Source organism: Pseudoalteromonas sp. Ld20, assembly GCF_045064175.1.
Taxonomy (GTDB): Bacteria; Pseudomonadota; Gammaproteobacteria; order Enterobacterales; family Alteromonadaceae; genus Pseudoalteromonas; species Pseudoalteromonas neustonica.
Genome location: NZ_JBISHB010000032.1, coordinates 115,737 through 128,542, shown reverse-complemented (window position 1 = coordinate 128,542; position 12,806 = coordinate 115,737). Strand labels below are relative to the sequence as shown.

Sequence of the window (12,806 nt, the reverse complement as noted above, 5' to 3'; positions counted from 1 at the left end):
ATAGTTGTATGGTGTCGATTTAATAGCTTACCAATGGATCGGCAGCTTTCGCCACTATTGAATCGATAGTAGATAGCTTTTCGTTCGAAACTGTTAAGATGTTCGTAAGACATTCTGAATTCCCTCGATAATGAGTTTGGTCGCACTTACTACATTAGCAAATATTTCAGAATGTCATATTTATTGGTGGGTTATGGTCAGTGGTGCACTTGCATAATGAATTCGGGTTGACAAACGCAACAAATTAGACAGCCATTCTAATTGAGCCAACATCAATATCCCACTAGATATACTTTTTAGGTTATGAATTTACTTTTTATTAATGGGTTGCTTTCATTCCATCCATTAAATAAGTTATTAGTACTCTAAAGCCTAAATTACGCGCATAATAATAACTGCATAATTGCAGTTTTAACTTTTTACTGAGGACTTTTAACTTTATGCCAGCAGCTTTTCGCTGTTACTGACGTTGCTACGCCGTTTTCTGCTCAAGTGTTCACAGTAACTCTCTTGTGAGGTCGTCCTACCTACTGCGCCATGAAATACGCGTGTAAATTGCGTGGTCAGTTTTAACCAATTTTCTGGGGAGATATTTACTCTTTCTAGTAAAGGTAAATGTGTGCTTTCAATATACCCGCGTTTGCCTTCTCTTATACAACGCCCTGTTAATTCAACCAGTTCAAGGTACGATTTAAGCTCAAATGGTAACCCTTTTGGCATGATTTGACGTGGCATGCCTGCAAAGCGTAATAGTTGTTTTGGTTGCTTGCCCTCTGTTGCGCTTTCAATGCGTTTTTGTACGCTGGTGTGGTCAGATGTTTCCGGTGTTTGTGCCATTTTTGCTCTGATTGGGTTTAAATCTACATAGGCCATACAGGCGGCGAGTGCGGCTTCATCTAATAATGCTTGGGATTTAAAGCGCCCTTCCCAGAATCGGCCTGTACAGTTATCTTCCTTATTGGCTTTACGCGCAATGTCTTCATTTAATAATCGCATAAACCAGCTAATACTTGCTAGCCGTTCACGGTATTGTTTTACTGTTTGATTAAAAAAGATAAGTTCAGTTTTACTTAGTTTCTCACCCTGCACATACTTTTGCGTCAGTAACGTGCCTTTACAGAGCTTATGCCAGCGAATAACAATCGCTTTATCATTTAGCCGATTCGCTTTTTTATCATCTACATACAGGACTAAATGAGTGTGGTTACTCATGACTGCATAGGCACACACATCAATGCAAAATGCCTTCGCCAATGTGAGTAGCTTATCTTCAACCCAGCCTCTGCGATGCTCAAAAGACTGGCCTGTAAAACGGTCTTCCCCGCACAAGAAAGCACGACGAACGCAACGTGAAATACAGTGATAATACTTTGTATCAACCAAACTTACTTGACGCCTTCTTGCAATTGCCATGTGACACCCAGATTATATTTTGCACTAACTCAAAGTTAGTGCAAAATATAAAAAATACAAACTTTAGGATGGGTGTCATCGTTGTTTCCTAACGAAGATAAAAATCAACTGGTTTAGTCAGTAGCCAACTAAGAGCTTTTAGCTCGCTTTATAGATTTGACAACCAGTTCGCGTAAATATCAAAGAGCCAGAGATAGCTTCTCAGTTTAGAGCTCGTACATAAGTATGCATTTATTTCTTTGTGTTAAAAGTTTTTGTTGTTGACAAGAGGGAGTCCACATAAGTTGGCTAAAATTAGCGACGACGGAGCAAAAGCCAACTATATTTAGTCCTTGTTTAACAGCTTGTTAGCTGCCACTGTAATAATTTAAAGCTCAAATAGCCATTTTTCTATTTTACTGGAGTCTTCTTTATTGAAGACCATCAAGCTTGAATGAGCGCGATTTTCAAATGTAAATTTTGTTATCTGTTTATTTTTAACGGACGAAAAGTAATCCGGTGGTGAAACCGAATCAATATTTGAGTTTACTAACAAGGTTGGTTTACTGCTTTCATTTAAATTAATTAATAAATCTGTGTCTTCTAATGTAACTGATGCATCTTCCATTGTCTGAGTAACAATTTCATGTACGTGATCAGAAAACATACTGTTTAACATAGGAGCTTTATTTGGTAAATATTCTTTTGCTGCAAGGTCGAATCTCATCATAGGGGCTAGTAAAATAGCTGCATCTACATGATCAGATGACAATAAGTTACTTGCAGCTAAAGTTCCCATTGAGTGTCCAACAACAACAGTTAATTCTTTATTTTCTCTTTTATTTGTCAATTTACTGAGGAGTTGGGAAAGCGCTTGATGTTCCCTCGTACCAAAAGCAAACTTTTCATTTGATTCGCCATGACCAAATAAATCAGGGATGACCACGTTCATGCCGAGAGCTCTAAAATAGATCGCCGTAGCCATCATAACCTCTTTACTACCTCCATATCCATGCAGCAATAGAGCAGTTCCCTTTAAACGATTAAATGTATCAGGTGTCATTGTATGAGATATCGTATTTTCTACTCCATTGCCTATTGCGTGAAGGTTGTAATAAACAGAACTACCCGACGGAAAATCCTCAGAAAGGTAAGGAGGCGCTGTTAAATATGGAATACACTCTTTTGTGGTATGTGAACAAAATTCATGTTTTGTGAAACCGATTTCTTCAGGCTCAGCTTTGATAAATTCAGCCTCTGATAGATAAACATCAGGATTTGATATTATGTAGCTCCCAATTGAAGTGCAGCCAGATACAAGCACAGCAAAAACAATATAGAAAATTAGTTTAATTTCATTCTTCATTTTTAATACAACACATTAAGTTATTCACGGGACTCTACTTAGGCAGCTAACGCCCATATTAAGCGGACTAAAATTGTTGGTTATACTGTGTAGCGAAGCGGAACGTAACCCACTGTTTTAGTTCCGTTTAAATGCCTTGCTAGCAGTTTCTTGTAAGTTTAATTGAATTACCGTTTCCAAACCCTTCGTGACCATATAATTCAACGGAAATATTATAATCCCAACCACAAGCTTTCCACCAACACTCAGAAAACCACTGCTTTACATAATCAACGACTAAGTCTGGAATGCTAAACTCTTCTTCATAACTCTGAACATCTATCAAAGGCAAGTCGTTTACATATTCAGCAAATGCAACATGTTTAGCGCCATTTGGACTATCAAGATATAAACCTATAGAAATATAACCGTCGCCATATTCATCAGGGAAAACCTCTACCGTCGCTTTAGTGACGTCCGATGGAATTTGCTCAACTAGGAATAGTTTAATTTCACCTATTAACTGATTAGAATGCCGTTCAAGTTCATTTATATAAACGTTTTTTATCGAATTTATAGGCATCCCATTTGGGAGTCGTTTCTGCTTACTCATAACTTTTCCTAATTGGGATAACGATAACTGCTTAACGCCGCCATTTGCGGCAGGCTTGAGTGGAGGCCTTTTGTGCGACAATGGCGTAGCCACGCACAAAAGGCCGTAGCGAAAGACTGTCCAGCCCCAGCGTCTTTTTGCTGGGGCGATGCAAGATGGCCTTGTTATGCATTTTGTACATTGCTCTCAAGGATTACACCTACAGCTATAATTTTTGAGCCCTCTCTTATACCGAATTGGCGCTCAGTAGGGAAAACACCTTTAGAGTATTTTTTAACGTTCTCTGACAACACCACTTTGCAATTTGATTCCTCTCCAGGGTTTACCTGGCCAGATTCGAAAATATAGGAAGCATCCCAATCACTGCAATTTACATCATTGATGTGCCAGAAAAATTGCCCCCGATAACCATCATGAACTGCACCTTGGCGACCACCAAATTCAGTTTCTATTAAGTAGACCTTTGCTAAGAGATCGAACTCTTCTACATCGTGATAGTTCTTCATAGTGTTTTTAGTGCATAACAATTTTATAGTGCGCGAAGGGCGGATCTTTCTGCCGATGCCACGCTTATGTATTTATAAATCTATTTTTAACAAATTAACTAAGATATTGCCATCACTAAGTTTTCTATTACCTTTAAGCAAAGCTAAATGAAACAATATACGCATGTCGCTCATTTTCCTGAATATGGGAGCAAACAACAGCTTTATTATTCAATAAGTTACTATCCTAAACCTATACCAACGTCGGTTTCCACCTTGAAACTATCACTCAGCTTTACTCTTTCAGCTTTGGCTTTCGTTGCTCTCAGTCACAATCTACGATGATTAATTTAACGCCAAACTGCTCTGGTTTTTCCTAGTACCTAGCGCCTAAAACCTAGTCCCTCAAGTAAACAAAAAAGCGCGAGATATACTCACGCTTTCAAACAACTCAAAACTATCTCTGTCTTAAACTGACAGCTTACGGCTGATAGCTAACAGCTTTTAGTCGCCCTTAGCTTTTAAATTTATAAACTCTGCTAGCTCGTTTGGTTGGCCCATCAAAGTAAATATTTGCTGATTAATCTCTGTCATTGTTTGCCCTGCGGGTAAACTGGCTGACACTGTTAATGAACCTAAACCTTGTGTGAAGTCTCTAATTGCCTGTGCAAGCTCGTCACTAACAGGGGCTTGCTGTAGCTGCATTTCAACCATTTGCTGCATTTGTTCTAGCGTCATGCCTTGCTTGCTTAATACTTGTTCAACAAGGGCTTTAAACTCGCCTTCGTTATTAAGTTTAATTTCAATACTACGAGGCTCAAGTTCTGAGATAGCTTGCATTAATAAAGTTTGTTGCTGTAATTGCTGCTCAAGCGGCAATGCCTGTGTGCCTTGCGCTTGTTGCATTTTACCCATTGCTAGTGAAGCTTCCATTAGTGCTTTTGATTTAGCTAAACCTAGATCAAAGTTAAGCGCAACAATCTGGTTTGCGTTGAGCGAAAAAGCAATATCGCTGTCGCCAGAGTTTTCGTCGTAGTTCATTAGCGTGTGTAAATCGTAACTTGCTGAGGCAAGTTGGTTATTTGCATCATTTGGTAGTTGCGCTACAAACGCATCGCTAAATTTAAAGCCTTTTAATGACAGCTCTGTACGCGGTGCTATTTTATCAACCTCGTAACCTGCAACTGTAATACTGCTTATTTGCGCAATATTTTCGTTATCAAAACCTTTGATTTCAACACCTGATAATTCAACACTTTGTGAAAACACACTTGCTGATAATGTTTCATAGGTTGCAGTTGAACCTGTTTGCTTAGCTAATAAAGCAAGCTGACGATCTACTTCTGTTTTTACTTCTTTGGTAAGCGCATAGTTTGCGTAGCTTGCACCACCCACAGCTAGTGCAACAACAGCTGCAACAATCGCTAATTTTTTCATTTTATTTCCTTATTACTGTTCTTTTTAATCATTAATTTGTGCTTACAATAGCATTTATAAGTAAGCTGACGTTATTGGTAATTGTAACAAAAATACCCTCTTAATTTATTAAACTAAGTAATTCGTGCACTGTTTTTACTGGCGTTATTTTAGCGCCCAGCCCTTCCATTGATTTATGGTAATTGCGAAATGGAATAAATATTTCGGTAAAACCATGCTGGGCAGCTTCTTTAACGCGGGGCACGCCACTGTCTATTGGGCGTACATCACCATTTAAACTCAGCTCGCCCATTATGCAAGTGGTACGCGGCACAACAAACTCATTTAAGCTGCTGAGTAATGCTGTTACTAGCGCTAAATCAATACAGGTTTCTGTTTCATCGATGCGTAGGCCACCAACAATGTTAAAAAACGTATCGTGAAATATCTTTGTTTTAGTGTGCTTACGTAAAATACCGGTCAGCATTTTAATCCGATTCATATTCAAACCAACACATACTCGCTGCGGAAACTCGGCCTCTGTTTCAGTAGTTAAGCATTGTATTTCGAGTAACAGATTACGATTGCCTTTACGGATACAGGTGATCGTTGAACCAGGGGAGTCAGTACTAGAACCTGATAAAAATATTTCACTAGGGTTATCAACGCTCAACATGCCGCGTTCGCACATTCTAAAAATACCCACGGTATCAATGTCGCCAAAACGGTTTTTATTCGCGCGCAAGGTACGTATTTGACCATCGTTTGTGTCTATATGCAGTAATGCATCAACAATATGAACTAGTGTTTGCGGGCCTGCAATTTCGTTATTTTTATTAACGTGGGCAATGATAAACATAGTAACGTCGTTTTGCTTGCAGTATTGTGTTAACGCTTGGGCGGCACTTTTTACTTGTGATGGAGAACCCGGGCTGCCATTTGCGTTATCGGTCACAACCGCTTGAATTGAGTCGATAACAGCAAACTTAATCTTATTTTTTTCAAGCTCTTCGATAATGGTTTCAACACTGGTTTCTGATAATAAGTACAGTTCATCAGGGTTGTAATCAAGCTTTAAGCGGTTAACACGATTTTTAAACTGTGACAGTGACTCTTCTGCGGTACAGTATAGCGAAGGCATGCGCTGTGACATGCGCGCAACTAAGTCAGATAATAATGTTGTTTTACCAGCCCCAGGGTCGCCAGAGATAATATTTACAGAGCCGGTGGTAACACCACCCGATAACACACGATCAAGCTCGCCAATACCGGTAAGTTGTTTTTCGGCCTCTGTGGTTGTTATGTCATTAATTTTTTTAGAGCCACCACCAACACCACCAGCGTAACCACCCACAACTGCTCGTGTAGCTGCTTTTTTACTTTGCCCTGCAGAGGGTTTGAATTCAGCTAAGGTATTCCATGCCCCACAACGGCATTGCCCCTGCCAACGCTGGTAATTCATACCGCACTCGGTACAAACAAATTCTATTTTTGCCGCTTTTGCCATTTACAGTGCCTACTTTGCTAACTTTTTGCTCATTCTCCCTAAGCATATTGAGTAAACTCATTTATGATTAGGTGCTTATTTTACTATTTCGTTGCCTTAACATCGAACATTGCCCTTGCCAATAGCGCAATTCAGCGCCACAATCGGAGTATAATTAAAGCTATTTTGTTACTTTTGCTTTAGGGCACGCTTTTTGCTTTAGTATTTTGTTACTAAAGCAATTGGAAGTAACAGTCATTAATTTGGCAATCTCATAATAATAAAAACTTAAAGATGGATACTCGCTACACTTAAATTGTCGTAATAATGCATTAAGATAAACGTATTTATAACGCAATAGTATACCAACTTTTTAGAATAGACGGTGATGGTTTTATAAATGACTGATGACATACTATTTAAATATGAAAGTTTAGTTGATGAACTTAAATCATATTTAGGTAACTCCAAATTTGACTCGATCTTTAAATCGAAAACCGCGGGCTTAACCAAGCCTGAGCAATTTTTGATCAAGATGGAAATGTCTCGCCTTTCGCAACCAATCGCCCGGTTTATTGATTTACGAGGCCAAGTAACAGGCCAAGTAAAACCTTTTGAATATGAAGGTAAACAGCACTTTATGGATGAAACAGCCATAGAAGTGTTTGAAAAAGCAATTGAACGACATGGTGGTTATACGCTTGCTGTTTATGAAGCCGTAATGAATACTGATAATAACCATCGGGTGATGCAAAAAAAAGCGGCACAATTAGCCCAGCAGCCAGAGCATCAAGAAGAGCAGAACTTTGATTGTCAGGTTATCAAGTTTGCATCCTATGAGAGCCGCCGCGAAGAGCGGATGAATTACTCAATTAAAATCACTGTTGAGCTTGAAAAAAGCAATACGGTTGCGGCCACGACGTCTGATATATCGTTAAGCGGCGCCAAAATAAAACTCGCACCTCGCTACCATGTCAAACGAGGACAAATACTTGGCTTACGGCTAGTTGGTCTTGAGCAAGATTTTGAACTTGGTTTAAAAAATGGTATTCAATACGAAGTTGTTGCCGTTGAAAAAGTTTCTGCTGACTTTAACCATATTCGCCTAAAAAGAACATTTGTTGAAAATAATGAAAAGTTTGATGGATTCTTAGAAAGCTTTATCCATGGAAATAAACGCCGCTATAAAGTAAATTTAGATAACACTTTAGATGCTGTTGTATCTAAAGGTTATGAGCAATATTATATTCCCCGTGTTACTTCTTTATTTACTTTCTTCAGCCAGCATGATGATAAAATATACCCGAGTTTAGTGCTTACCACTGAAAATAATATTTTTATCCAGCGCTATTTCTGCGATGAGCGAAAACTATCTTGTTTATACACAATATTAAATCAACAACGGATAAACTTATTACTGAGTGACCCATCTCCAGTAAAAGAAGAATATTTATATACGTTTACCCATGTTGTTGGCGGTAAAGTTTATTATTATTCAGCAACCCGCTCAGAGCTTGCCACTGAACCTGAATTAAAACAGCTGTTCTTTGGTTTTGGCAGTCAAAAAGAAAGCTGGCAATGCTTTAAAGTACAGCTGATGCCCAGTCATCCCGATGATTCATTTATCCCTTTAAGTTTGCCAAATACCGCTGGCAAAGACATCGAAAAATTAAATAAGCCCCCCACTCCTCGCGTGCAAGGGATGGTGAAAGACGTTAAGTACTTAGTGATTTTAACGTCTGTAGGGACTAAAGCTGAGCAAACGCATTATCAAACTTTTAGTTATGACAAAAGCTTGGTAAATCAGTTAAAGCGCTTTGGTCATGGTAAGCATAAAGCGCCGCCAAAGCTCGAAACCGTTGATTTAGAATATGTAAATTTACGCGCACATAAGCGCTACCTTTATAAAACAGATATCTTGATCACTTTGCCTGATGAGCAAGTTTATACAGCGCATAGTCGCGATTTTTCGGTCATGGGACTACAGATTGAGTGCCAGCAACCCGTTAGCTTTAATAAAGGTGATGTTGTTGAATTAAGCATGCCTGAGCTGCAAAAGATCACTAAAAAATACCAACTTTCAGCATTGAAATATGAAGTTATGGCTGTGAGTAAGTCGCTTACTACAATTAATTTAAAAGCAACGCGGATAGCTGATTTACCGCATATGGGTGTAAAGTTTTTCACGCAGTTAATTGAAAATAATAAAGATAAGCTAAAAATATCTGAAGAAGCGCCAAAAATTCCAGGTTTGTCTACAGCGCTTAGAAACATGGTCACTAAAAGTGTATGCCAATTCCCATTTTATTTGCATAAAGAAGCCGCGCACTTCAAAACAGGGGCAATTGGTCATGGGCTATATCCAAGCTCACTGCATACTATTTTACAAAATTACGGTTTGCTTAATGACACCACAACAATTGATCCCTTTTTATCAACAGAGCAAATTACCGATATTATTACTCCGTTAATTAAAGATCGTAGTCGCCAAGATCCCCCGCTACAATTTACGCTGTTTATTCGCTTTGACCCTAAAAAATCGACACTTCAAGAAGCCGTTAAAAGCCAGTGTGTTGCTGATGATAACTTTTCACCTTTGCACTTATTTTTAAAGAAAGGCTTAAAATCTGAATTAGTATTCGTTATGCGTTTATATATTTCTCGCACTGGCCGCCCTGATACAGATTACTTATCAAACGAGCTTAAATACGTGAGCCAATATGCGCTTCATAAAGCTAAAGATCTTGAGGAAGCGCTATGGTCAGTTGCAGGTGTTGGCGACATGGTAGATGTAACTGATGAAACGCTCAGCCACTTGGATTTTACAGCTGAGCTAATAGAGCAAATGAATAAGCGCAAACAAATTTGGCTTAAGCGTTTAACTTAAACTCAGGGATCGTCAAAAGGTATAATATTTGTAATAGCGATCCTTGGCAAATTGCAGCTTGAGCTTGCTCAACCACCTTTGGCTTACCATGTACTGCTACACCTAAACCTGCCGCAGCCATCATGGTTAAGTCATTCGCGCCATCGCCAATGGCAACCGTTTGCTGTACAGGCAAATTTAATTGCTGTTGTAGTTTAGTCAACACCACCGCTTTTTGCTGTGCATCAACAATAGTTCCAAGTACTTTGCCGGTGAGCTGATTATCTTTAAACTCCAATACGTTGGCATGCACTTCATCCAAATCAAGTATGCTTTGTACTTGCTCTGCAAAAGGCACAAAACCACCAGAGGCAATTGCTAAATACCAGTTATGTTGTTTTAGCACTTTGCATAGCGCTTGAATGCCGGGCATTAAAGGTAAATTATTTTTAAGTTCATCAATTAAGCTTTGTTTAATACCTGTAAGTTTGGCAACGCGCTGATGTAAGCTTTCGCTAAAATCTAACTTTCCAGCCATTGCTTGCGCTGTTACCGCCGCAACATCATCGTACACATTTGCAAGGCGCGCTATTTCATCAATGCATTCAATAGTAATAGCAGTTGAATCCATATCCATAACCAATAAACCAGGCTGTATTAAGCTAGGTGGCTTGCTAACTTGTACTAGCTGAAAACCTAACGGATGAGCAAACTCATTTAATAACAACGGGTTAATGGTCAATTGGCTTTTATCACTATAAAAGCACCATGCAGGCGTTAATTTTTGATCAGGCTGGTAACGACATACAGCACTAACAATAAAGCCATGTTGAGTTAAGAAAGCCGCAATACTAACGAGCTTTTGCCCATCAAAATTACCTGCAAAGGCGATACTGAATGTTCCCTGTGAATTAATCACTGCGCTGGTTTGTTCTACTAACGCACCCTGATCGCGATACCATTGTCCTAACGAAAACTGCATTGCCACTTGCTCAGATGTTAGGGTCGCAAAGCGCTCCAATGTCATGATGACTCCATAATGATACTAATGTCTCAACTGCGACTTAAGAGTAAATTCGCCATTGAGGGGGATTTAAGGTTATAGTTAGGCTTAGTTGTAACATCAAAAGCAAAAGCTGTCAGCAGCGCAAGCGGTGACTATGAAAAATAACCATCTTAAAAACCCTATTTCTGCATCTCAAAGGCAACGCTTAGTTCGTTTGAGTCTGGCTGCTGCATGTTTTTTACTGTTGAGCTGGGTTGCAATAAATAGTAGTTTTCAAAGCCATCAGTTACTTTATGACAGCGCCGACAGTACCGCTAAAAGCTTAACTCGCTTCATGGCACTTAATGCAAAAACTCCATTACTTGAAAAAAATAAACCCGCACTAAACGCGCTTTGCAATAATATTAGTAAGGACGAATTTGTGCTTGCGGCAATGATTTATGATCACCAAGGAGTGCTTATTGCAAACAGCGCTAATTGGCAAACGCATCATTTATTAGGTAAATTACCAGATTCCACTCCCGGTATAAGTAAACTTAAAACCCCCTTTGTTGAACCAGTTATTAGCGATGATGACCGCCCCCTTGGCTTTGTATCCATTACGTATTTAACGCGATCATCGATAGCACAAAGCCACAGCCACTTTCATGACTTAGGCCGCCAAGTATTATTGATGCTGGTTATAACCTGTATTTTTACATGGCAACTAGGGCGCGGTTTAAAACGTTGGCAGGTTAATCGTTATATTCGAAAAAGTGCTGAGCACGAGTCATAAAGGCGTTGTTTTAGATCATTCCTATTTAATGATGTGACTTGTTTTAACTGACAAAGCTGTTCAAACACTAATGGTAATTGCAGTGGTGTATTGTGCTGCCCCTGAAAGCCCGCAAGCGGCATTGATGGTGCATCCGTTTCAAGTAATAAATGCTCTGGCGCTATTTGAGCAATAACGTGACGTGTTTTTTGCGCGCGCTCATACGTAATTACCCCGCCTACCCCAAGTTTAAAGCCCAATTTAATGTATGAATTTGCTTGTTGTAATGAGCCTGAAAAAGCATGAATAACACCACCGAATTTAGGCTTACAGCGCTTAAATGATTGCGCAATTAAATCATGACTTTGCCGATGATGTACAATCAGTGGGAGTTCCAGTTGATTAGCAAGTTCAATTTGATATTCAAATATTTGTGTTTGCTTTGCTATATTTTCGATACTACGATCGATCCCACATTCACCAATAGCGACTAACTGATCTTTATGCTTGTGAGCCAGTTTGTTAAGTTCATCTAAATGCTCATCACGGTGTTCAGCCATAAAATAAGGGTGCAAACCAATGGCAATGTATACGCTCGGGTATTGTTTAGCAAAAGAGGTGAGTGAATAAGATTGTGCCAAGCTAACACCCGGCACAATAAAATGATTAATTCCCAGTTCTAAACTTTGCCGAATGAGTTGTTCGCGCGTGGCGTCAAATTCAGCAAAATCTAAGTGGCAGTGGGAATCAATAAACGCCATAACTGGTTATGGGTTTAAACGCGTTACTTGCCAGCTGTTGTCAGCTTGGCGTTGATACATAAAGCGATCGTGCAAGCGATGCGCCCCGCCTTGCCAAAACTCTATTTTAGTTGGCACAACACAGTATCCGCCCCAAAAATCAGGTAAAGGGATCTGACCTTTCGCAAATTTATTTTTCATATTCGCAAAGGTTTCCATTAATACTTTTCGTGATGACACAGGCCGACTTTGTGCAGACGCCCATGCAGCAAGCTGACTCTCTTTAGGGCGTGATAAAAAGTACTTGGCAACCGCTGCGGTTGGCAATGGTTTAGCTTCACCGTATACAATCACTTGGCGTTCCATGGTGTGCCACGGGAAATGCAATGATATTTTGTTATTACCTTTTAGCTCTTGTGCTTTACGTGAGCCGGTATTGGTAAAAAATACAAAACCGTCATCATCAAGATGCTTTAACAATACAATGCGTTGCGATGGTTGCCCTGTTTCATCAACCGTCGCCACGACCATAGCTGTAGGATCTGATAAATTAGCCGTTACAGCATTATCGAGCCACTTTTCAAACTGTTTAAATGGACAATCAAGCAAGTTATCTTCGCTTAAACCATCTTGTAAGTATTCACGACGAATATCTTCGAGTTTCATATCAAATCCTTCTTTATCAGCTATCAGCTATCAGCTA

General features: G+C 39.4%; 12 protein-coding genes. 2 read left to right on the top strand and 10 right to left on the bottom strand.

Annotation, left to right across the window (positions count from 1 at the left end; all coding sequences use genetic code 11):
* From ACJJVX_RS08610 to radA, 7 genes are all read right to left on the bottom strand, one after another.
* Positions 1 to 113: helix-turn-helix domain-containing protein (locus ACJJVX_RS08610; RefSeq protein WP_405631068.1), on the bottom strand; the 113-nt coding region annotated here is incomplete at its 3' end.
* Positions 114 to 438: 325 nt separating this feature from the next.
* Positions 439 to 1,413, bottom strand: a complete 975-nt coding sequence (locus ACJJVX_RS08605) for a transposase (protein ID WP_405631066.1) — start codon at positions 1,411 to 1,413, stop codon at positions 439 to 441.
* Between the two features lie 367 nt (positions 1,414 to 1,780).
* Positions 1,781 to 2,758, bottom strand: a complete 978-nt coding sequence (locus ACJJVX_RS08600; protein ID WP_054456183.1) for an alpha/beta fold hydrolase — start codon at positions 2,756 to 2,758, stop codon at positions 1,781 to 1,783.
* A 139-nt stretch (positions 2,759 to 2,897) separates the two neighbouring features.
* Complete coding sequence (locus ACJJVX_RS08595; protein WP_054456181.1) at positions 2,898 to 3,350, bottom strand: hypothetical protein; 453 nt, start codon at positions 3,348 to 3,350, stop codon at positions 2,898 to 2,900.
* A gap of 164 nt (positions 3,351 to 3,514) precedes the next feature.
* Positions 3,515 to 3,856: a hypothetical protein gene (locus tag ACJJVX_RS08590; RefSeq protein ID WP_405631063.1), complete on the bottom strand. Its 342-nt coding sequence runs from the start codon at positions 3,854 to 3,856 to the stop codon at positions 3,515 to 3,517.
* 483 nt (positions 3,857 to 4,339) lie between these two features.
* Positions 4,340 to 5,272 (bottom strand): hypothetical protein, encoded by a 933-nt coding sequence (locus tag ACJJVX_RS08585; RefSeq protein WP_054454854.1) that lies wholly within the window; start codon positions 5,270 to 5,272, stop codon positions 4,340 to 4,342.
* Positions 5,273 to 5,372: 100 nt separating this feature from the next.
* Positions 5,373 to 6,758, bottom strand: coding sequence for a DNA repair protein RadA (gene radA / locus ACJJVX_RS08580; protein WP_054204205.1), 1,386 nt, complete (start codon positions 6,756 to 6,758; stop codon positions 5,373 to 5,375).
* 379 nt (positions 6,759 to 7,137) lie between these two features.
* On the opposite strand from radA, the gene ACJJVX_RS08575 reads away from it, so the two are divergent.
* The gene (locus ACJJVX_RS08575) at positions 7,138 to 9,624 is read left to right on the top strand and encodes a PilZ domain-containing protein (protein ID WP_405631060.1); all 2,487 of its coding nucleotides are present in this window, start codon (positions 7,138 to 7,140) and stop codon (positions 9,622 to 9,624) included.
* On the opposite strand, the gene serB is transcribed toward ACJJVX_RS08575, so the two are convergent.
* Positions 9,608 to 10,630, bottom strand: coding sequence for a phosphoserine phosphatase SerB (serB, locus tag ACJJVX_RS08570; RefSeq protein ID WP_405631058.1), 1,023 nt, complete (start codon positions 10,628 to 10,630; stop codon positions 9,608 to 9,610). The genes ACJJVX_RS08575 and serB overlap by 17 nt on opposite strands.
* Before the next feature lie 133 nt (positions 10,631 to 10,763).
* On the opposite strand from serB, the gene ACJJVX_RS08565 reads away from it, so the two are divergent.
* Positions 10,764 to 11,384 carry an AhpA/YtjB family protein gene (locus tag ACJJVX_RS08565; RefSeq protein WP_054204208.1) on the top strand — a complete coding sequence of 207 codons (621 nt, stop codon included), beginning with the start codon at positions 10,764 to 10,766 and terminating at the stop codon, positions 11,382 to 11,384.
* Here ACJJVX_RS08565 and ACJJVX_RS08560 read toward each other — a convergent pair.
* Positions 11,351 to 12,124: a TatD family hydrolase gene (locus ACJJVX_RS08560; protein WP_405631056.1), complete on the bottom strand. Its 774-nt coding sequence runs from the start codon at positions 12,122 to 12,124 to the stop codon at positions 11,351 to 11,353. The two genes, ACJJVX_RS08565 and ACJJVX_RS08560, sit on opposite strands and share 34 nt — an antisense overlap.
* A gap of 6 nt (positions 12,125 to 12,130) precedes the next feature.
* Positions 12,131 to 12,769 carry a pyridoxamine 5'-phosphate oxidase gene (gene pdxH, locus ACJJVX_RS08555; protein WP_054204210.1) on the bottom strand — a complete coding sequence of 213 codons (639 nt, stop codon included), beginning with the start codon at positions 12,767 to 12,769 and terminating at the stop codon, positions 12,131 to 12,133.
* Between the last annotated feature and the right edge of the window lie 37 nt (positions 12,770 to 12,806).